Below are 20,370 nucleotides of genomic sequence, written 5' to 3' on the forward strand. Positions count from 1 at the left end.
ATTATGAAAGAATTTGCATTAATTTTCAGACTGAAAGACATTTCTGATTTTAAGCCTTCTCCGGAACAGATCCAGGAACGCCTGAATTGGCTGGGAAGCATCGCTGCACAAAACAAGCTTGTAGATAAGGGCAATACTCTTTTGCCCGCACCGGGAGCTGCAAAAACGGTAAAGGCGGATAATATTGTAACGGATGGTCCTTATACCGAAATCAAGGAATTCATCAGCGGATATATTATTGTACGGGCAGAATCTATTGATGAAGCGGTAGAAATGGCTAAGGGCAATCCTATCTTTAAAATAGGTGGGAATATTGAAGTGCGTGAGGTTTTGAAAGTGGGTCAATAAGATGGAAGACGGAGCTGGAAGTTATCGTAGTTTAAGTAAAAAACTTTTTCTTCATTCTTCATTCTTAAATCCAGCCTACTTTTTTCCTCCAAATCGTATATTCAGCATTTTTATCATCTGTTTCCGGAATATTTTCAGGTTCCGGAATTTTGTTGATTTCTGCTTCAGGCAATACCGGAAGGTTTACTTTTTCTCGTTCTTTGTTTAAGGTTTTTTTGTTTTCTACGGGATATATTATTCCTTCAGCAGTCAGCTGAGTTCCGTATTTTTGAGGCTTGCTTTGAAAGAACTGAATCCGGTCATATAAATAAGCTTTATGTATCGGATTAATATCATTGCTGTTTTCTTTCATCATGATAAGGCATTCTTTCATAAACTCTGGCTCACCAATAGCGTGCTGGATAATCAGCCATGCGGCATTACTTCCTTTTTCACCGACTTTTGAGAGGGTTGGAAACCCGATTTCTGCTATAATTTCCCGGAGCCGCTGTGCATTAGCTTTATGAACCTTTTCCATTTCAGGATGGTAACCTCCGGATAGTTTTCCGGCAGCAAACAGTTTTTCTCTTACCGTCAGATCTTTATCAGCAAGTTCGATCAGTTCTTTTTCAAATGAGAAATTGTCCATATTATGAATGATAATTGATGATGGTAAAGGTAAATCTCCGCTGAGCCAACTAATTTCAGTTTTACATCAGAACTCTGTCAAGGATAAAACGGGCTCTCTTTTCTACAGTAACTTTTGGTACTTCAATGATATTAAAGCCATATTCCTGATAAATCTCTTTCATACATTCAAAAGTAAGCGTGGCTTTTTCAATGGTCTGTTTTCTTTCCGGATCATTTTCATAAATCTCTTTCCATGGCGGAAGAATGAAAACATTGTTATTATAAACCATTTCTCTGGCTCTTGTGGTCATTAATTCCGGAACAGGAATATTTTCAAGCCTCATATAACCCAGCGTGTCCCATATTCCGCGGTCAAAGAAAACGGGTTTCAAATGGCTCGATTGATTTATTTCCAGATAGGTTTTTACCGATTCATCAAACATCAGACTGGCAAAAAGTTCTTTGTTCTGCCAGGGAAGTCCTTCTCCTCCAGACTCAATCTGCTCTTTAATAATTCTCCTGCCTTCTTCAGGGACTGTTGTCAAGCCATATTTGTTGAACTCATCCAGCAGCGTTGTTTTTCCGGCTCCGGGGCCACCTGTAATGATATATAATTTTGAAATATCCTGCTTCATCGGTTTGAATTATTTTAAATACAGCCCCATCTAAAACAGAATTTCTTGCTTCCTGCGAGGCTTAGTTATTATTTTCAATGATACTCTTATAGGTATAAACACGATCTTCTTCCCGGTACATATTACACAATATCAACAGATTATCCGTATTGTATTTTTCTGAAATCTGCCGCAATTTCTGTTGTACAGACTGTGGTGTTTCTATGATAATCCTTTCTAAAAAGGTAAAAAATTCATCTTCATCTTTAGTTCCCAAAATCTTTTCCTCTATAACTTCAGGAGATAGAACAGCATTAGGACTTACTAACTGGCGGGATTGTAAAAACTGGTAGGCCATTCCATAAGCATTTCGTCTGGCTTCTTCAATAGTGCCTGCTACTGATACAGCAACCGCCACCTGTAAAGAAGGCTGGGAAAAATATTGAGTGCCATCAAATTCTCTGAGATAAGCTTCTGTATTTTCCATTCCGTTCTCACTGTTCATAAAAGCAGCGAAGGAATATCCGGTCCCATGTTTAGCCGCTTCTTTTGCTGAAGTCATTCCTGATCCCAGCCACATGATTTCAGGCATATGCTGCACATGGGTAGGCTGTGCAATAAGTCCGTCATAAATTCCTTCTTCCTCTCTGATCAGTTGAATAATCTCTTCCAGTTTCGTTTCCATATTTGATAAAACTACCGGTTTATGATTATTAAGTGCCATAACAGCATCTTTTAATCCTCCGGGAGCTTTTCCCAATCCGAGAATAAAACGCTCAGGATAAAAAGTGGAGAGCATTTTGGCCCATTCTGCAATTTTATAGGCAGAATAGTTTCTCATCATAATTCCGGCTGTTCCTATTTTAATACGGCTGGTTTTACTTAGTATAATGGCTGCTAACAGTTCAGGACTGGAACTGCCATAAGCTTCTACTCCATGATGTTCGGAATACATAATGCTATGAAAACCCATCTCTTCAGCCAGTAAAGCGAGATTGATACTGTTTTCCAATGCGGAGGCTGCACTGCCACCCATTGTTACTGGTGACTGGTCCAAAATCCCTAATTTCAGCTTCATACTATAGAATAGATTTTAGGTGAAGGTATGAAAAAAGACAATATTATTTTTTATTCTTTAGGCGGAAAAACAATGCCTTCATCTTTGATCAGGTCGTAGCCAAACTGCATAATGGTTTCAATAACGGGAATGGCTTTTTTCCCTTTCTCTGTAAGACTATACTCTACTTTTGGCGGTACTACGGGGAATACTTCACGATGGATCATGTCTTTAGCTTCCAGTTCTCGCAGCTGGCTGGTCAGCATTTTGTCTGTAATATGAGGAATATCCTTTTTAAGCTCACTGAAACGAAGGGGTTTTTCCTGTAATCTCCATAGAACAGGCATTTTCCAGGTTCCTCCAATATGACTCAGTGCAAATTCGATAGGGGTATAATACAGTCTTTTATCGTGGAAAAATTGAGGCATAATAATCGTTTTTTTATTACATACTTTCAAAAAGGTAAGTATATACGCTTATGATAGTATATTTTGCAAATTTGTAAAAAAATAATGAAAATGAAATGAAATCTTTATATACTGTATCAGAGGTTTTCGGAATCACAACTACAGAATTTGGAGTAAAAAATAAAACCTTCCGATAAAGGAAGGTTTGTTTATAAAAATTTTTATGCACATCTGAGGTCGCCACAACCACCGCCACCGCCATTACCGTTTTTGTAATAACATAACGATGTAGGACAGCCACATGCTATACATTCACTTTCTGCTGCCGGGCGACCTCCTGTAATTGATTTTAAATTTTCTCTCGTGATTTTCTTTAAATTTTTCATAATAAATAAGTTATTAGTTTGAAAAGGCAATTTAATAAAAAAATCATTGAAGATGCTTACTGTGAATGTTAAAGAGTATTAAATTAAAACTCTATCTAGAATTTAAGTACATTCAATTGGCTGAATTCTTCCTTACTATAGATCCTTTCAATAGTACCATTTTGCAGAAAAGCAATTTTATCAAAGGTATGAGCTGGTTATCACTCATGATGATCAAACTATTTATCAATGGTTTTAAACTTCACAAGAAGTGTTTCATTTCTCAGGGGATACCCGTCTTTAGAAGCAAAACTTTTGTTCGTCAGCACAAATTCATACTCCTTACCCGGTTTCAGATCTGCTGAAAGAACCAATGTTCTGTTATTATTTTCCATTCCTATTATTTTGGTGATTGGAAAATACTCTTTTCCTTTATTGGAGAGATTGAAGGAATAGCTTTTGGGAACCATTTCTTTTGAAAAGGTAATTCTTATTTCCTTCGTATCAGCATTTACATTTACGGAACCGTTTTCAGGTTCTGTTTTTACAACATAGGGTAAGTTTTTCTCATATTCTTTGATCAGCTTTTGTTTATCAATTTTTTCTGTGAAAAATTTTGATCTGGTGAGGAATTCTTCAACGGCCTTATCGTTGTCATAATTCAGTTCAATAATATCTTTTACAGCCTGTATTTTATCTTTTGCGTTCCGATAATAGGATTTAGAAATCTCATATCCTATATAATATCCCAGATCTGCACTTTCTCCTTTTTTTCTTCCGTTATAAAGCCAGTTTGCAAAATTAGCGGTGAACATTTCTTTTTTAAAGAGATCTTTAACTTCAGCTGCATGAGCATTTCCATAAGAGAGATATTTTCTTTCCAGTGGCTTATTCATCACCAGTTCAGCAATCAGATCACACGATCCTTCTTTTATAGATTTATTTAAAACTCTTCTACGGTCTCCGGTCTGCTGGGTATGGATATATTCATGAACATTTAAAGAGACGATATTATCCAGAGACTGTTGGCCAAATACGGTTTTCAGCCAGTCTTCCTCAAATTCTGAAACATCTGTAGATGGAAGCCCTGTTGCCAGTTCAGCACCCACCAATACCTTATTTCCACTCACTGTTCCCCCGGAATTAAGTCCACCTATCGTAAAATACATTTCAGCTTCTTTAAGATCCGGATAGATCTCCTTCAGCCGGATAACACTGGCTTCCAGTTCATTTGTTTTAGTTTTTATCGTCAGGGTGTTTGGTCTGACAGAATTCCAGAATTTAGGATACTTATCAATGATGTTTACAAACACAGTATCATTATAATCTCTGGCTTTCATAAAAGCTTTTAAGCCTGCTGTTCCTTTATCGATATATAATTTTTTAATCAGGGCTAGTTTTTGGGTATGATTTTCTGTTTTTTGAATGCTGTCATAAGCCACCCAAAAATTGTCAATATCTGAAGTAAAGATTTTAGCTGATTTCTGTGAAAAAGCACTTGCAAATACAAGGGAGAAAATAATGGTTGTAAAACGTTTCATGGATATTTTTAATAGCACAATGATACACACAATTATTATATTTCGCAACTGTCATTTTACGGCATAAACACAGTACATTCTAAGAATATAGAAACTATAAAATCAGTACAATAACTCCAACAAAAAGAAGCTGGAATTTCTATTTCCCTATTTATTTATATCAATTCCAAATAATTTTAATTGTTTCCGTTTTATTGTCGCAAATATTTAATACTTTAGCTTAATAATTTGAACAAATGGGAATAATCCTTAAACCAATTGATATTGTAGATGACATTTCACAAGAAGATTTCCGTGAAAAATATCTAAAGCCATGTAAGCCAGTGGTAATCAGAAATATGGCAAGAAAATGGCCTGCCTACCAAAAGTGGACAATGGAATATATGAAAGAAGTGGTTGGCGACGTTGAAGTTCCCCTTTACGACAGTTCCAAAGCAGATCCTGCCGCTCCTATCAATACTCCGACTACGAAAATGCCTTTCAGTGATTATGTTGATCTTATTCAGAGAGAGCCTACTGATTTGAGAATCTTTTTCTTTGATCCTATAAAATTTGCCCCGAAACTTTTGGACGATTATGTTCCGCCAAAGAATCTGATGGGTGGATTTTTAGATAAATATCCGAGTATGTTTTTCGGAGGTAAAGGTTCTGTGACCTTCCTTCATTATGATATAGACATGCCCCATATTTTCCACACCCACTTCAATGGAAGAAAACATGTTCTTTTGTTTGAATACAAATGGAAATCCAGACTTTACAAGCTTCCATATGCTACTTATGCGCTGGAAGATTATGATATTGCCAATCCTGATTTTGAAAAATTTCCGGCATTGGATGGTATTGAAGGAATTGAATGCTTCCTGGAACACGGAGATACTTTATTCATGCCTACCGGCTGGTGGCACTGGATGAAATATCTGGACGGGTCTTTTTCTATTTCCCTGCGTGCATGGGACAAAAGCTGGGCTGTAAAAGCACATTCTCTTTGGAATCTTGCTGTTCAGCGTAATTTTGATAATTTTATGAAAGGACGATACAAAAAAAGGTATATGGACTGGAAAGAAAGAAAAGCGGTAGAGATCGCTAATAATGCATTAAAAAGAGGACTTCCTAGATAATAAGGAATGTTTTTACACCATAGAAGAGTGGATGATTTAAGTACAATCATTCACTCTTTTTTATTTGCAGATTCTATTTTTTGAAATATCGTTTAAAATTTAATTAAATTGCATACATGTTCCCAAATACCCGCATATATGTTTGAAAAGTTGATCGATAGTTTTGAGAAGCTGTGTCTGCAGATTATTATTGAAATACTGCTGGTTCCGGTAACCATTTTCAAATTGTTTCAGGATCCCCGCCGCTGCTATGATCTTTCTGTATTTGAAATGGAAAAAGAAGAGACCGAACGTTTTCATGACTATCTATCACCTATCAAACTTTCCGTTTATACCTCTGTGATTATCTCTGTTCTATTAATGGATTATGGTGGGGAACACAATATTATTTCAAAGATCAAGGGATTGAGTATGGTAGAGAAGGCTCTGTTTATATTCCTGATGAATAATATTACCGCAGTACTCTTCAGCGTTGCTTTATTATGGTACAAAAAGGAAAAAATAAATACAGTTACTTTCCGGACTTTACTGTTTTCTTTCATTTATACCACGGTGTATACCTCTACTCCATTTTTTATATTGATCAGCTCGGCTATGTTTTTGGGACAAACCTTGAATGTAGAGGCTTATCTGGACCGTCTTGGTAAGGTAAGTGAGTATGGAACAAGAGATTATCTGTTTTTCCTGGCCTTTCTGGCTTTTATTATCATTGGAATTATTGGCATCTTTAAGCTTTTCAAAGCCCTGCACTATATTCTGAAAAATAATTTCAGTTACCATCCTTATGTGGTATGGTTTTTCACAGTACTTTTTTTTATTGTTCAGCTTTATTATGCCAGAGGGTTTATTTAAAATCTAACATACAAGTCTGTTCATATTTTTTTAAATTTGCAAAAATCTTACATTATGTCCCGACCCCGAGAAAGAATACTAAGCACTGCCATGATTCTCTTCCATAAACAAGGCTACAACAATACGGGCATCAATCAGATCATTGAAGAGGCCAATGTATCAAAGGCAAGTTTTTATCAGCATTTCAGATCTAAAGATGAACTTTGCATTGAATTTCTCAATAAAAGATATGACTATTGGGTCTCTGAACTTGAACAGTTTACTTCAGAAGCAAAAACAATACAGGAAAAAATCATGAAATCTTTTGATTTTCTTGTTGATATGAATGAAAGAGAAGACTTCAGAGGATGCAGCTTTCTGAATATCTTATCTGAAATTCCTGCTGATAAAGAAGAGATTCACAAGGTAATCCGATATCATAAAAATAAACTGAGAGAATGCTTCAATGAAGACGTCCAAGATGATATTGCATCAGCCCATATCTATCTTCTTTTTGAAAGCTCGATACTTACCAGCCAGCTCTACCGATCCAATGAGTTGATAGAAAAATCTAAAATTATCGTGCAGGAGATACTTAAGTCTTCCCATTAAACAATAATTTTAAGTTTTGGCTAAAGCCAATAGATTGATTTATAATTTTAAAGCGGGCTAATGCCCACTCCTATTGAATTTTAACAACAAGATCTTTTATCTTTTATCTTTTATCTTTTACAAAACCTTATATTAACAATTCTTAAGAAACAGTTAATTTTCTCTTCAACACTTTTCCCAAACAGACGTTTAATTTTGTTGTGATTCTTATCTAAAAAAGGAAAAGTGAAGAAAATTTTTACATCTGTTTTATTTTGTGCCTCTATTTTTTTCTATGCACAGACCGGTTCTCTTTCCGGAAACATCAACGACGATTCAAAGATAGCCCTGCCGGGAGCCAAAATCTCTCTGAGTCCGGGGAATATTTACACCACCTCAGATGAGCACGGAAACTTTGTATTTCTGAATGTTCCTCCGGGAAGTTATACCATGAAAATTGATTATCTTGGATATGGTGTTCATGAATACAACGTAACGGTTGAATCTGAGAAAAATACCCGCCAGAATATTATTTTTGATAAAAAAGAAACCTCTATTGCAGAAGTTGTAGTGTCAGGAGCTACTTTAAAAAATCAGGCAAGAGCTTTAAACAAGCAAAAAAATAACGCCAATATTACCAATGTGATTTCTTCGGATCAGATCGGGCGTTTTCCTGATGCCAATATCGGGGATGCGTTGAAGCGTGTTCCGGGAGTTACCATACAAAATGATCAGGGAGAAGCCAGAAACCTTATCATCAGAGGACTTGCCCCAAATCTTAACTCCGTTACCCTGAATGGTGACAGAATCCCTTCAGCAGAAGGAGATAACCGTAATGTACAGATGGACCTGATTCCGTCCGATATGATCTCCACAATTGAGGTTAATAAAACGCTGACTCCAGACATGGATGCTGATGCCATTGGAGGTTCCGTAAATCTTATTACCAGAGCTTCCCCGAACGGACAAAGGATTTCTGCAACCGTTGCCGGAGGATACAATCCTATCCGCGAAAAAGGAAATTATACCGCCGGATTTGTCTATGGAAACCGGTTTCTGGATAAAAAATTAGGTGCTGTATTCAGTTTTTCCTATAATAACAACAATTTTGGTTCGGATAATATAGAACCGGTTTGGAGCCAGGCGAACGATCTTGCACAGACCGTTTATGTAAGCAAAATGGGGGTACGTTATTATAATGAACACCGTATCAGACATAGTTTTGATCTTAATATGGATTATGAATTCAATTCAAAAAATAAGATCTACGCTTCAGCAATGTATAATTTCAGAAATGATAAGGAAACAAGACTGGCTTTAGGATATAAAATAAAGCCGGTCTACAATGCTGATGAAACCGAGATTACAGACTGGAAAGGAAGTATTACCAGACAAAATAAAGGCGGTGATGCTGATAATGACAACACCCGTCTTGAGAAACAGAAAGTTCAGAACTATGCTTTAAGAGGAGAACATTTATTAGGTTCTAAAGTAGATCTCGACTGGTCGGTTAACTATGCAATAGCAAGTGAAGATAAGCCTCACCAGCGCTATATAGAGTTTGAAAACAGCAAAATGAATTTCTCTCCTGACCTTAGTAATCCTGAAAAGCCTATGTTCAATCTTCTTGCTGCAGATAATTTAGGAAGCTATAAATTGAGTGATCTTTCCGATGCCAATAACTTTACACAGGAAAAGGAACTGGGCGCAAAAGTGAATATACGTTTTCCATTTTCAGTGATTGATGGTCAGAAAGGACGTCTTCGTACTGGTTTCCGTGTGCGTTTGAAGAAAAAAGAAAGAGAGAATGATTTCTACGCTTTTACACCTGTCAATACTATGGGAAGCCTTTTATCTGTTCCGACCATTTATCTTAACGGACAAAACTTCCAGCCGGGAAATTATGTTCCGGGAGCATTCGTTGATCCATCTTATCTGGGAAATCTTGATCTGTTCAATCCTGTTTTATTTAATGGTACATTGAAACCTGAAGAATATCTTTCAAGCAACTACAATGCAAAAGAGCAGATCTACGCAGGTTATATCCGTTGGGATCAGGATTTCAATGATAAGCTATCCATGATCGTTGGAGCACGTATTGAAACCACGAATATTGATTACACCGGAAACTATGTAATGAATGAAAAAGACCTTGTAGGACAAATCAATAATACCAATACATACACCAATGTACTTCCGAATATTTCTTTCAAATATGTTCCGGTACAGGATCTTGTGCTTCGTGCAGCATTTACCACGGCTCTTGCCCGCCCCAATTATTATTCATTGGTTCCCTACCTGAATGTTATTTCAGAAGACGAGATCGTAGCTGCCGGAAATCCGGACTTAAAAGCAACTTATGCCTATAATTTTGATTTTATGGCGGAAAAGTATTTTAAGTCTGTAGGGATTCTTTCGGGAGGAATTTTTTATAAAAACCTGAACGATTTTATTTATACCTATTCCAAAAGAAATTATACTGCCAATGATTTCGCGAATGATTTTGCAGGACAGGCCAACCCCATTCCAGCGGGAGAAAGCAACTGGAAGTTTACCCAGCAGCGTAATGGTGACAATGTAGATATCTATGGTTTTGAAGTAGCTTTACAACGACAGCTTGACTTTATTCCAGGCGCTTTCTGGAAAGGACTTGGAGTTTATGTAAACTATACTTACACCAAATCTAAAGCAAAAGGAATCACCAATGAAGAAGGGATTGAAAGAACAGATGTAGGGTTTCCCGGAGCGGCTCCCCATATGTTCAACGGGTCTCTTTCGTGGGAAAACAAACGTTTTTCAGCCAGAGTTTCCATGAACTATGCGTCTCATTATATTGATGAACTGGGGGGAAAAGCCTTTGACGACCGTTATTATGACAAGCAGTTTTTCCTTGATGCCAATGCTTCCTACAAGATTACAAGCCAGCTAAGAGTTTTTGCAGAGGCCAATAATCTGACAAATCAGCCGTTAAGATACTACCAGGGAATCCAGAGCAGAACGGCTCAGGCTGAATATTACAAGCCCAGGTTTACAATGGGGGTAAAATTTGATTTTTAAAATACGCATGAAAAATATACATTATATATGGGCTCTTTCAGTTCTTCCTTTTGTGGTCAACTGTACAGGGCAGAAAGAAGTAACAGAAAAATTAAAACCAATCGTTATCACAGAAACAGTGGTTCATGATACTGATGATCCCGCCATATGGATTAATCCGCAAGATGCCTCAAAAAGCATCATCATTGGAACCGATAAAGATACTGACGGAGGATTGTATGCTTTTGACCTTAACGGAAAAATCATCAATAAGGTTTTGGGATTGAAACGTCCCAATAACGTTGATCTGAAATATGGGTTTATGCTGAACGGTAAAAAAACAGATATCGCTGCCGTAACGGAAAGGGAAACCAACAAAGTAAAATTATATACACTTCCTGAGCTGAAAGAAGTTGGAGAAATCTCTGTATTTGATGGAGAATCTGAACGTGGCCCGATGGGAATTTCTCTCTATAAAAATCCACAGACAGAAGAAATATTTGCTGTTGTGGGAAGAAAATCAGGTCCGGCTGAAGGATATCTCTGGCAATATAAACTGATTGAAAAGAATGGCTCTATCACAGGTGAGGTTGTTCGCAAATTCGGGAAATACAGCGGACTGAAAGAGATTGAAAGCATTGCTGTAGATGATGAAATGGGCTATATTTATTATTCTGATGAACAGTTTGGCATTCACAAATATTATGCAGATCCGGCCAAAGGAAATGAGGAACTATCTGTCTTTGGAAAAGGGGATTTTAAATCTGATGTAGAAGGAATTTCAATCTATCCTACTTCTGAAGGAAAAGGATATATTCTGGTTTCCAATCAGCAGAATGATACATTCAATGTTTATTTGAGAGAAGATCAGTCCAAAGGGAAAATTGCCGAGATTCCTGTTTCTACGCTGGAAAGCGACGGTTCTGAGGTAACAAACGTTAATTTAGGACCCAAATTTCCTAAAGGAGTTTTCGTTGCAATGAGCAATGGCAGAGTATTTCACTTTTACGATTGGAGAATGGTTGAGAAAGCCATTAAATCTGCTGTGAAAGCCGTTAAATAAATTAACCTTTAAACCATTAAGGCCGATTAGGTTTTAAGAGTATTAAGTTGAACCGCATTGATGAGATTGCTTCACCTTTGGTTCGCAATGACAATACAGTTCAACTTAATACTCTTCATTATTTTATCTTACTGAATATGCTTATTCAAAAACTCTGCAGTAAATGATATTTTGCTCTTCAACAGCTCCGGCGGAGTACCCTCAAATAACACTTTTCCTCCAAATTTTCCGGCACCGGGCCCCATATCAATAATCCAGTCTGCCTGTGAAATAATATCGAGATTGTGTTCTATAACTATCAGCGTATTATTCTGATTTACAAGACCGTTAAAAAAAGTCAACAGCTTTTGTGTATCACTTGGATGCAGCCCCGTACTCGGCTCATCAAGAATAATGATCTGATTGGTGTTTTTCAGTTCTCTTGTCAGTTTAAGGCGCTGTCTCTCACCTCCGGAAAAGCTGTCAAGTCTTTGTCCAAGAGTCAGGTAGTCAAGTCCCAGCTGTATCAGCAGGTCAAAATTTTTGAGAACCGGTTCTTCTTTAAAAAAAGACACAGCTTCGGAAACGGTCATATTCATCACTTCCACAATTGTTTTTCCGTTATATTTATATTGCTGCACTTCAGGATCAAATCCCGAACCTCCGCAAACTTCACAGGGCTGCTCAATATCATCCATAAAAGCAAGATCAATCTTTTCTATTCCCAATCCTTTGCAGTTTTTACAGGCTCCTTCGCTATTTCTGCTGAAAAGCTTGTCTGAAATATGATTAGATTGTGCAAAAAGCTTACGCACAATATCTGATATGCCTAGATAAGTAAGCAAATTGGAACGGGCGCTTGCAGCAAACAAAGATTGATCAATAATGGTCACATCCGGATACAGCTCCGGCAGAATACGATTTATCAAAGTACTTTTGCCGGATCCTGCAACTCCCGTTACAACTGTCATTACTCCGGTCGGAATCTTTACAGTCACATTTTTAAGATTAAACCTGTTGGCATTTTTAATTTCCAGATAGCCATCAGGCTTTCTGAATTTTTGTTTTATAAACGGCTTCCTTGCAAAATAAGATCCTGTTTTGCCAGTGGATGCCTTCAAATTTTTAAATGTCCCTTCATAGACCACTTCTCCCCCGTTTCTTCCTGAGCCCGGACCAATATCAATAATATGGTCTGCCATTTTTATCAGGTCCGGATCATGCTCTACAATTAAGACCGAATTTCCTTTATCCCTGATCTGTTGTATAATGGTGATAATATTCTGCAGATCTTTCGGATGAAGGCCAATACTGGGTTCATCAAAAATATATAAAAGATCTATCAGGCTGTTTCCCAGGCTCCGCACCATTTTTATACGTTGAGATTCTCCTCCCGAAAGGGTATTGGTACTTCTGTCAAGAGTCAGATACTGCAGCCCGATGGTCATAATATTCTGCAGTTTTGCTGAGAGTTCATTGATGACGACTTCATATGGCTTTGAATCCAACGAAGTGATAAATTCAAACAATTCATCTACGGAAAGAGCCATACAATCTGCAATACTTTTTCCTTTGATCTTGCATGAAAGTATTTTTTCATTCAACCGTTTTCCCTCACACGACGGACATATTTTTGTGATCACAATATTTTTCAGAGCATCTTTTCTTGTGATATTTTCTTTAGAATCTTTTTTCAGGAACGCTTTTTCTATTCTGGGAACAATTCCTTCGTATTTTACAGTTTTTCCCCAATCTTTATGGGGATGTTTAGGCTTATGTTCCGGTGCATGCAGCAAAATTTCCCATTCTTTACCGGTAAAATCTTTCAGCTTTTTATCATTATCAAAATATCCGGACAAAGTATATCTTGTTAAACGCCATCCACCTGGCTGGAAGGTTGGAAACCGGATGGCGCCTTCATCTAAAGATTTCTCACGATCAATTAATGCATTCACGTCCAGAGTCTGAACAAAACCCAGCCCTTCACATTCCGGGCACATTCCCTGCGGATGATTAAACGAAAAAACGTTAGAGTATCCTACAAAGGGCTTTCCCATTCTCGAAAATAACAGCCTTAAGGAAGCAGACACATCAGCTGCCGTTCCCACGGTAGATCTGGCATTTCCTCCTAACCGCTTCTGATTGATGATGATAGGAACATTCAGATTTTCAATTTTATCTACATCAGGCAGACCATAATGCTGCAGACGGTTTCTGATAAAACTGTTCTGGGTTTCATTAATCTGCCTTTGAGCTTCTGCTCCAATGGTTTCAAAAACCAATGAAGATTTCCCGGATCCTGATACTCCCGTAAAAACCACGATCTTATATTTTGGAACTTTTATGGAAATATTTTTGAGATTATTTTGCCGGGCATTGGTAATTTCTATATTTTCCATTTTAAATACTTAACTTTGTTAATAATTAACTAAGTTAAGTATATTTATCATGAAACCCATTGAAAAAGAGTTTTTTAACACATTTACGAATTTCCAATGTCTTATTCTGGCTCATATGAACCGGGGAAATATCAATGGAGTTACGGCTGCTCATTATAATATCATTGAATTCATTTTAAGAAAAGAAACAGCCACAGGAAGGGAAATCTCAGCAGCATTCAATATCAGCCAGGCAGCCATCTCGAAGCAGCTGAAATTTCTGATCAGCAATGATTTGATTATCAAAAAACAGGAAGAAACAGATCACCGGAAATTTAACCTTTCAGTAACGGATAAAGGAAGGTTTATCATAGAAAATTCGGAAACTTTTCGTAAAAACATTACCGGACAGACAGCTTCTATACTGACTTCTAAAGAATTGGAAAACTTTAATTACCTGTTAAGCAAAGTGTTGAATCATGTAAAACTGTAATATTCTTCTTCTACTTATAAGTTCCAAATACCCTGTCCCAGATAGACGTATAAAATCCAAAGTTTTTGCTTTCATCCAAATGATGCTGATTATGAAACCTTGTTGTTCCTACCAGCAAGCGGTCAAATGAGGCCGGAAAAAACTCTCTGTTCAGATGTCCTATGGTTCCCCAGATAAGGTTGAGCATAAGATAAATGGAAATAGAAATTACGGAGAAATCATATCCAATAAGTAAAACAAGCATCATTACACCAAATCCTATTGTTTCAAAAGGATGGAGAACAAAAAGGCTCAGAAAATTGGTGCTTACATGCTCGTGGTGTTTTCTATGCAGCATTTTATAGATAAAAGGCAAATGGGCACCATAATGAAAGAAATACATCAAAAGATCCATCAAAAGAAGCAATGCAGCAACTTCTGCTATGATCCTGACTGCTGATTGAGTCTCTCCAAGCACAATCCATCCGTTTTTCCATAAGAAAGCTCCCAGCAGCATAACAAAGCTGTTACAGATTATGGTAAGGAAGCTGAGGTAGAAATCGGATTTTGTGACAGGATGATTTTTTTCCTGCAGCTGACTTTTACGGCAAGTTTTTTCAATAAAAACATATAAACCAATAGAAAACAGATACAAAAAAATGTTAATAATAAGACTGAATATCATCCACTGCGGCCAGGAAAACTGCCAGAACAAATGCAAATAACCGGAAAGTTCTGTGTGATTAAAATTCATAAACCTGTCGTCCTTCAACTTGATGTCATAAAGGTATGAATTTCACAGTAAAATCAGCCGATAAAGTAGATTTCAGATACTATTTCTGCCTTGCTTTTCTTCTGAGCTCCCGAAGCCTTACGGTAAGGTTTTTTCGTAGATCATTATGATACTGGCGATAATTTTTGATACTGTTCTCCAGATTTTTTTTATTAAGCAGATATTCTTCATACAGATGACCCAGTTCTGAAATCTGCGTAGCCACATCTGTAGGCTGGCTTTCAGGATCTTCCGCAGCCTCTATCAGCAGACGGTAATATTCAATACGGCTGGTCAGGTTCATGTGAAGTTTCGGTTCTATTCCCTGCATGATTTTGTGATTTTATGGTGTTCCTGAATAAGTAAAAGGGTAAAGAAATTTGATTTTTTACTTTTACTATTCGATATATTATTTTTTATTAAATAAACCTTTTAATTTTTCTTGAACCATTAGACGTTAAGATTATTAGGATCAAGCTTAGCTTTAACTTAACATCAGAATGATTGATCTTAACTATACTTTATTTCTTCAGACCTCTTAATGGTTTAAAATATTGACATTCATTTTCTTTCAATCCAAATTATTTTTCCATCATCACCGGAGGCACGTCACTCTGATATAAAATTGTAACATTTCCGTTCTTTTCCTGGCCTTCGGATTTGAAATAACCTCCGTTAAGGGCAGAAGAAATAAGAGTTTCGTTAGGATCACCTAAAGGTAATAGTGGCAGCCCGGCATATTCGTTGACAATGATCTGCGGAGAAATTCCGTTGTTGTATTCACCGGCTCCGCTGGCATTAAATACTTTGTAAATTACGGGATGAATCTGCCAGGAAATTTTTCTCGGTTTCCGCTTATCTTCCACTACAAACCCGGCCATATCTTTACCTAAAGTAGTATCTCCGATCTGAATAACCTGCATATACGGCTTCAGATTGTTGATGACAATTTCCGCTGCAGATGCTGTACTGTTGGATGTGAGAATAAATACTTTCTGTAATCCCAATGCATTGGCACGTAAAGTATTAAAATCAAGAGCTTTGGGATCATAAGCAATCTGCTGGGCAAATGTTCTTTTTACTTCTCCTCCGTTTTTATTTCCTTTAAAAATGATGAATGGCGAACCAGACGACAACCCTGAAGGAATCAATGAGCAAAGAGCCGCCGCAGATGATACGGAACCTCCATAATTATAGCGGAGATCAAGAATAAGCTCCTGCACTCCGGCAGCCTTAAATTCTGCAAATTTCTGGTTAAGGATTGGTGTCATTCCGTCCGGAAAATCATAGATATACAGGTATCCTGCTTTTTTACCATTTTTCTCAAAAACTTTAGATAAAATGGGCTGTTCAAAAGAGAAACCATAGTAAACGGTGATATTTTTTTCATCCGTAATCGCTCCGTTCTGCCATTTTCCTACGGTAAGATCTACAACAGTCTGGTCTTTAATGGATGAAGCCATTGATTCTGCATTTGCTGCTGTAATAGTTTTTCCATTGATTTTCGTAATAATCATTCCCCGTTCCAGCCCTGCATTGAAGGCTGGAGAATTTTGAAGAACCAGCTTAACAATTGTAACCACCTGGTTGCTGGCAAGCTTGGCAACGGTATAATCAAAACCATACATATTCCTTATGGAACGTGGATAGGTAGAAGAATCTTCAGTATTGACCATGAAAGAAAACCGGTCCTGGGAAGACAGCAGACTTTTAAAAAAATCTTTTACGGGAAGATGGTAATCTGGTTTTGCAGGCATCTGATCTGCCCAGTAATAATACCGCTTCATACTGTCCTGAACCCATAGATTTACAGATTCTGTACTTCCTTCAGGAAAAACAGGTGCGCTTTCGTCATTATTATTCGTACACGAAATGAGAAAGACTGCGATCGCAATACATTGAAGTTTTAAAAAATTTTTCATACGCAATTACAGATATTCTGCGATATCAATATCTCCTTTTACCACCCATTCACCATTTTCTATTTTTTCCTGAAGGACGATCATGTTTGCTCCTGTGTGCTGTTTCAATTTCACCTGAATCATTTTAGATCCGGAATAAGGCTCTGTAGTTCCCGGTTTGTACAATTCCAGATATACCGGAGCTGTAGAGCTGAAAAAACTGTAAATTTTTACTGCGGTAAAATTGTCTTTCCCAATGTTGTCAAATTCTGCCAGCACTACTCCATTTTCTCTTTTCAGAACGCCTTTCACATCTTTCAGTATAGTTCCTGAAAATTCGCCAAGATTAGAAAAAATAAATTCAAACCCAACTTTTCCAAGATTAACCTGAGGCTTTACGGCATAAGTCTGCAGATAAATCCCCGGAAGATTGAAAAAGTATAAGTTTTTAAAATCATTTATATTGTCATAGGTAATATTGTATTTTGCAATTTCGGTTCCCGTTTCATTATTATATACGGACAGTTTATTGTTTTCTCCCTGATCCAGAACAAACTGAAGCTGGGTTTCTATTTTATTGGTATAGGATGTTTTTCCTTCAATGGATACAGGCGCTCCATTGAGCCTCAGCTGAAGGACATCAGGCTTGGAAAATCCTTTGATATTAACCTCTCCGGGTTTCTGTACTTTATCATACAGCTCCATCGTGTTGCTGTCTGTGCATGATAACAGTACAGTAAATAATAGTAGTAATGCAAAGATTCTGTTCATCTTTCTTCAATTATTTCATTGTAAAACTTAAAAAATATTGCCCTGCCCGAGAGCAGGGCAATATATAATTATAAAAAAACTAGTTGGATATGTTCTGGATAGCCTTTTATCATACTATCCATTATCTTATATTAAAAATTCATGGTATTTCTGGAATCAGTTTCTAAAGGTAGAAGAGCTATTTTTCAATAAACTTCAACCTTTCCGTAGTCTTTCCGTCTGTGATTTCTGCGATATAAACTCCAGATGTAAGCCCTGCGGTATTGATGGCTTTGGAATACTGAGCGGTAAGTACTTTTTGTCCTGCTGCGTTGTAAATGGTTACCACCGTCATATTTTCTTTCAATGCCGGATTAAGTTGCAGCTGTAAAGATTCTTTTACCGGATTTTCTGTTATTTGTGTTATAATTTTGTTTCTTTTTACATCCTTAGTTCCCAAAAATGAAGTAGCGTAGATTCCCATCTCATCAATATTGATGTTCTGAACATTATTTCCGCTTGTTTTTCTGTTTGACCACATTCCGATATAGATTTTCTTTCCTGCAAAAGCAGAAAGATCTACAAGGGATTCTACAAACTGGGTAAGATCAGCCGGAAAGGGATTGGCTGAGTCACCTACCTGTATTTTATAAATACTCTGAACATCATTTCCATTTGCATCTACCGTCATTGCCTGGAAGTCTGATAATGTAGGAACTTCTTTCTGTGGTGTGCTTACATAGATAAAAAGTTCTCTGGCAACAATAGTATGAGTAGATCTCTGTCTCCCGATATAGGCTGCCAGAGTAACAGTTCCTGCAGTATTTGTAAGATCAATCTGAGGAGAAATAATCCAGTCATTTTCTGCCCCAAATCCTGTAACACTTCCACTTGGAACCAAACTGATGGAATGACGAAGAACGCCGGCAGTTCCATATGCTAAAGATGTTCCGTTGTGGTAGATATTCTGTCCCTGTACCCATCCGTTGCTATTGTTGTTCAAATCGTGAAAAGTCCATCCCTGAAGGTCAGCAGGAGTATCAAAAGAATTTCCCCATACCAGAGACTGTGCGGCAGCCAAATGAGATAAAAACAGGACAGATGATAAAATTATTTTTTTCATAATGCTGATTATTAAGGTTTTTGAATTAAAAGCAAGGAATCAGCATGTGCTGTTCCCTGCTTTTTAAAAGTTTTTATTTATTCTACAATGGAGAAATTGTATTTTGTCCAAAGTCCCTGGAAGTTTCCACAGTTTCTTGGAGATACATTCCAACCACCTTCGTTGAAGAAAGGCTGACTCATACCCCATAGAGATGCAGGAGTTCCAGTCAATAGGTTAGCTGCAGGGATTCCTGCTGTTCCTGTACCTGTAACTGAAGTAGTAAATCCGTGGATCTGGATTGTGTTGTATGCTGAAGCTGAAGAAAGTTCAGAACCTGTACCTTCTACTTTGATTCCCACAGGGTAACCTGTAACCACAGCGTTATTTAACGTTAATCTTCCGTGTCTTCTGATATGGATTCCGTTTTCATACAAAGCCCCCTTCGCAGAGTTTTTAGAACCGATGATCGTAAGGTTGTTGATTACCGGGTGAGTCAACAATGATGTAGAAGAACCGTCTGCGTTGTTATCAAGCTCGATACCGTTAGAATCAGGGCTTGATCCGCTAAGACTGTGTGTAGAGTTGTAATCTGCCAAAGCAAGAGCACAAGTAATAGTTCCTGTATATCCGTTATCAAAATCGAAGTTATCATCATCCGCAGCGAAAGAAACAAGGTTTGAAGCGTTTACAGTACCACCGAAGAATTCAAAAGAGTCATCTTTTCCGAAAGATACCTGAATATGATCTAAAGTAGTTCCGTTTCCTACTCCTCCTAAAGTAAGACCGTTGATTTCGTTTCCTGAGTTCGGAGCCAAAAGATCGAATCCTGCAAATTCAATACGTACATACTTCAATGTTCCTCCGTTGTGAGAAGCATTAGTACCCCCGTAATAGAAATCCGGACCAGATAATCCTTCAATTGTTTTTGTGAAAGGAGTGTTGGTAGGAGCATCTCCTAATACGATAACCCCTCCGAAATCACCAGGAGCAGCAGTTGTATCTTCATTTCCGTCTAGCAATTTGTAGCTTGTGAAGATGATTGGCTGTGCTTCAGTACCTGCTGCGTTGATTTTTCCTGTTTTAGCAATTACCAAAACTCCTGTAGCAGTATTGCTTGTGTTTGGCTTAGCTTTAATGAATGTACCCGGCTGGATTGTTAGTGTAGCACCATTTTTTACGGTTACAACTCCGTCTAATTCAACTACACCGCTCCATGTAGTATTTGTAGTAATAGCACCACTTACGCTGGTTACCGGAAGAGCCGAAGCTGTAAGGTACTCAGCAGAAGTAGATTTCATTTCGAATGGAGATGATGAATCCGCCAGTTGATCGTTTTGACAAGCTGTAAGAGATAATGCTGCCACTGCAATTAGAGTTAGTCTTTTCATTGTTATAATTTTTAATAAATCCGGTCGTGTTATTTTATATACCAG

The 20,370-nt window shown here is 37.5% G+C and carries 20 protein-coding genes; 7 read left to right on the forward strand and 13 right to left on the reverse strand.

Annotation, left to right across the window (positions count from 1 at the left end; all coding sequences use genetic code 11):
• Positions 1 to 3 precede the first annotated feature (3 nt).
• Positions 4 to 348, forward strand: a complete 345-nt coding sequence (locus FW781_RS18730) for a YciI family protein (protein WP_149388807.1) — start codon at positions 4 to 6, stop codon at positions 346 to 348.
• Positions 349 to 412: 64 nt separating this feature from the next.
• On the opposite strand, the gene FW781_RS18735 is transcribed toward FW781_RS18730, so the two are convergent.
• From FW781_RS18735 to FW781_RS18755, 6 genes are all read right to left on the reverse strand, one after another.
• Complete coding sequence (locus tag FW781_RS18735; RefSeq protein WP_149388808.1) at positions 413 to 976, reverse strand: DUF6624 domain-containing protein; 564 nt, start codon at positions 974 to 976, stop codon at positions 413 to 415.
• A gap of 61 nt (positions 977 to 1,037) precedes the next feature.
• Entirely contained in the window at positions 1,038 to 1,592 is a 555-nt protein-coding gene (locus tag FW781_RS18740; RefSeq protein ID WP_149388809.1) for an AAA family ATPase, read from the reverse strand.
• 61 nt (positions 1,593 to 1,653) lie between these two features.
• Positions 1,654 to 2,649 (reverse strand): MsnO8 family LLM class oxidoreductase, encoded by a 996-nt coding sequence (locus FW781_RS18745; RefSeq protein WP_149388810.1) that lies wholly within the window; start codon positions 2,647 to 2,649, stop codon positions 1,654 to 1,656.
• A 50-nt stretch (positions 2,650 to 2,699) separates the two neighbouring features.
• Positions 2,700 to 3,056: a winged helix-turn-helix transcriptional regulator gene (locus tag FW781_RS18750; RefSeq protein ID WP_149388811.1), complete on the reverse strand. Its 357-nt coding sequence runs from the start codon at positions 3,054 to 3,056 to the stop codon at positions 2,700 to 2,702.
• Positions 3,057 to 3,256: 200 nt separating this feature from the next.
• Positions 3,257 to 3,421 (reverse strand): bacteriocin-like protein, encoded by a 165-nt coding sequence (locus tag FW781_RS22860; RefSeq protein WP_449386663.1) that lies wholly within the window; start codon positions 3,419 to 3,421, stop codon positions 3,257 to 3,259.
• A gap of 218 nt (positions 3,422 to 3,639) precedes the next feature.
• Complete coding sequence (locus tag FW781_RS18755; protein ID WP_149388812.1) at positions 3,640 to 4,941, reverse strand: Ig-like domain-containing protein; 1,302 nt, start codon at positions 4,939 to 4,941, stop codon at positions 3,640 to 3,642.
• A gap of 236 nt (positions 4,942 to 5,177) precedes the next feature.
• On the opposite strand from FW781_RS18755, the gene FW781_RS18760 reads away from it, so the two are divergent.
• From FW781_RS18760 to FW781_RS18780, 5 genes are all read left to right on the forward strand, one after another.
• The gene (locus FW781_RS18760; protein WP_149388813.1) at positions 5,178 to 6,059 is read left to right on the forward strand and encodes a cupin-like domain-containing protein; all 882 of its coding nucleotides are present in this window, start codon (positions 5,178 to 5,180) and stop codon (positions 6,057 to 6,059) included.
• Positions 6,060 to 6,197: 138 nt separating this feature from the next.
• Positions 6,198 to 6,911, forward strand: coding sequence for a hypothetical protein (locus FW781_RS18765; protein ID WP_149388814.1), 714 nt, complete (start codon positions 6,198 to 6,200; stop codon positions 6,909 to 6,911).
• Between the two features lie 54 nt (positions 6,912 to 6,965).
• The gene (locus FW781_RS18770; protein WP_149388815.1) at positions 6,966 to 7,502 is read left to right on the forward strand and encodes a TetR/AcrR family transcriptional regulator; all 537 of its coding nucleotides are present in this window, start codon (positions 6,966 to 6,968) and stop codon (positions 7,500 to 7,502) included.
• A 225-nt stretch (positions 7,503 to 7,727) separates the two neighbouring features.
• The gene (locus FW781_RS18775) at positions 7,728 to 10,538 is read left to right on the forward strand and encodes a TonB-dependent receptor (protein WP_149388816.1); all 2,811 of its coding nucleotides are present in this window, start codon (positions 7,728 to 7,730) and stop codon (positions 10,536 to 10,538) included.
• A 7-nt stretch (positions 10,539 to 10,545) separates the two neighbouring features.
• Positions 10,546 to 11,580 (forward strand): phytase, encoded by a 1,035-nt coding sequence (locus tag FW781_RS18780; RefSeq protein WP_149388817.1) that lies wholly within the window; start codon positions 10,546 to 10,548, stop codon positions 11,578 to 11,580.
• A gap of 128 nt (positions 11,581 to 11,708) precedes the next feature.
• Here the strand turns inward: FW781_RS18780 and FW781_RS18785 are convergent, their stop codons facing one another.
• A complete protein-coding gene (locus tag FW781_RS18785) occupies positions 11,709 to 13,958 on the reverse strand; it encodes an ATP-binding cassette domain-containing protein (protein WP_149388818.1) in 2,250 nt (749 codons plus the stop codon).
• A 49-nt stretch (positions 13,959 to 14,007) separates the two neighbouring features.
• Between FW781_RS18785 and FW781_RS18790 the strand changes: the two genes are divergently transcribed.
• Complete coding sequence (locus FW781_RS18790; protein ID WP_149388819.1) at positions 14,008 to 14,430, forward strand: MarR family winged helix-turn-helix transcriptional regulator; 423 nt, start codon at positions 14,008 to 14,010, stop codon at positions 14,428 to 14,430.
• Positions 14,431 to 14,440: 10 nt separating this feature from the next.
• Here the strand turns inward: FW781_RS18790 and FW781_RS18795 are convergent, their stop codons facing one another.
• From FW781_RS18795 to FW781_RS18820, 6 genes are all read right to left on the reverse strand, one after another.
• Positions 14,441 to 15,163 carry a sterol desaturase family protein gene (locus FW781_RS18795; protein WP_149388820.1) on the reverse strand — a complete coding sequence of 241 codons (723 nt, stop codon included), beginning with the start codon at positions 15,161 to 15,163 and terminating at the stop codon, positions 14,441 to 14,443.
• A 79-nt stretch (positions 15,164 to 15,242) separates the two neighbouring features.
• Positions 15,243 to 15,512: a hypothetical protein gene (locus FW781_RS18800; protein ID WP_149388821.1), complete on the reverse strand. Its 270-nt coding sequence runs from the start codon at positions 15,510 to 15,512 to the stop codon at positions 15,243 to 15,245.
• 250 nt (positions 15,513 to 15,762) lie between these two features.
• Entirely contained in the window at positions 15,763 to 17,103 is a 1,341-nt protein-coding gene (locus FW781_RS18805; RefSeq protein WP_149388822.1) for a S41 family peptidase, read from the reverse strand.
• 6 nt (positions 17,104 to 17,109) lie between these two features.
• Positions 17,110 to 17,853 (reverse strand): hypothetical protein, encoded by a 744-nt coding sequence (locus tag FW781_RS18810; protein ID WP_228720237.1) that lies wholly within the window; start codon positions 17,851 to 17,853, stop codon positions 17,110 to 17,112.
• Between the two features lie 178 nt (positions 17,854 to 18,031).
• Positions 18,032 to 18,955 carry a T9SS-dependent choice-of-anchor J family protein gene (locus tag FW781_RS18815; RefSeq protein ID WP_149388823.1) on the reverse strand — a complete coding sequence of 308 codons (924 nt, stop codon included), beginning with the start codon at positions 18,953 to 18,955 and terminating at the stop codon, positions 18,032 to 18,034.
• A 77-nt stretch (positions 18,956 to 19,032) separates the two neighbouring features.
• Complete coding sequence (locus FW781_RS18820; protein ID WP_149388824.1) at positions 19,033 to 20,325, reverse strand: hypothetical protein; 1,293 nt, start codon at positions 20,323 to 20,325, stop codon at positions 19,033 to 19,035.
• Between the last annotated feature and the right edge of the window lie 45 nt (positions 20,326 to 20,370).

The sequence above is a fragment of the Chryseobacterium panacisoli genome, from assembly GCF_008274625.1.
Classification (GTDB): domain Bacteria; phylum Bacteroidota; class Bacteroidia; order Flavobacteriales; family Weeksellaceae; genus Chryseobacterium; species Chryseobacterium panacisoli.

What these genes read in the sequence shown, in the direction of transcription:
- FW781_RS18745 (WP_149388810.1), bottom strand. Translation starts at nt 2,649, where the DNA reads ATGAAGCTGAAATTAGGGATTTTGGACCAGTCACCAGTAACAATGGGT.
- FW781_RS18815 (WP_149388823.1), bottom strand. Translation starts at nt 18,955, where the DNA reads ATGAAAAAAATAATTTTATCATCTGTCCTGTTTTTATCTCATTTGGCT.
- FW781_RS18820 (WP_149388824.1), bottom strand. Translation starts at nt 20,325, where the DNA reads ATGAAAAGACTAACTCTAATTGCAGTGGCAGCATTATCTCTTACAGCT.
- FW781_RS18805 (WP_149388822.1), bottom strand. Translation starts at nt 17,103, where the DNA reads ATGAAAAATTTTTTAAAACTTCAATGTATTGCGATCGCAGTCTTTCTC.
- FW781_RS22860 (WP_449386663.1), bottom strand. Translation starts at nt 3,421, where the DNA reads ATGAAAAATTTAAAGAAAATCACGAGAGAAAATTTAAAATCAATTACA.
- FW781_RS18765 (WP_149388814.1), top strand. Translation starts at nt 6,198, where the DNA reads ATGTTTGAAAAGTTGATCGATAGTTTTGAGAAGCTGTGTCTGCAGATT.
- FW781_RS18730 (WP_149388807.1), top strand. Translation starts at nt 4, where the DNA reads ATGAAAGAATTTGCATTAATTTTCAGACTGAAAGACATTTCTGATTTT.
- FW781_RS18770 (WP_149388815.1), top strand. Translation starts at nt 6,966, where the DNA reads ATGTCCCGACCCCGAGAAAGAATACTAAGCACTGCCATGATTCTCTTC.
- FW781_RS18785 (WP_149388818.1), bottom strand. Translation starts at nt 13,958, where the DNA reads ATGGAAAATATAGAAATTACCAATGCCCGGCAAAATAATCTCAAAAAT.
- FW781_RS18795 (WP_149388820.1), bottom strand. Translation starts at nt 15,163, where the DNA reads ATGAATTTTAATCACACAGAACTTTCCGGTTATTTGCATTTGTTCTGG.
- FW781_RS18760 (WP_149388813.1), top strand. Translation starts at nt 5,178, where the DNA reads ATGGGAATAATCCTTAAACCAATTGATATTGTAGATGACATTTCACAA.
- FW781_RS18810 (WP_228720237.1), bottom strand. Translation starts at nt 17,853, where the DNA reads ATGAACAGAATCTTTGCATTACTACTATTATTTACTGTACTGTTATCA.
- FW781_RS18740 (WP_149388809.1), bottom strand. Translation starts at nt 1,592, where the DNA reads ATGAAGCAGGATATTTCAAAATTATATATCATTACAGGTGGCCCCGGA.
- FW781_RS18780 (WP_149388817.1), top strand. Translation starts at nt 10,546, where the DNA reads ATGAAAAATATACATTATATATGGGCTCTTTCAGTTCTTCCTTTTGTG.
- FW781_RS18755 (WP_149388812.1), bottom strand. Translation starts at nt 4,941, where the DNA reads ATGAAACGTTTTACAACCATTATTTTCTCCCTTGTATTTGCAAGTGCT.
- FW781_RS18790 (WP_149388819.1), top strand. Translation starts at nt 14,008, where the DNA reads ATGAAACCCATTGAAAAAGAGTTTTTTAACACATTTACGAATTTCCAA.
- FW781_RS18800 (WP_149388821.1), bottom strand. Translation starts at nt 15,512, where the DNA reads ATGCAGGGAATAGAACCGAAACTTCACATGAACCTGACCAGCCGTATT.
- FW781_RS18750 (WP_149388811.1), bottom strand. Translation starts at nt 3,056, where the DNA reads ATGCCTCAATTTTTCCACGATAAAAGACTGTATTATACCCCTATCGAA.
- FW781_RS18735 (WP_149388808.1), bottom strand. Translation starts at nt 976, where the DNA reads ATGGACAATTTCTCATTTGAAAAAGAACTGATCGAACTTGCTGATAAA.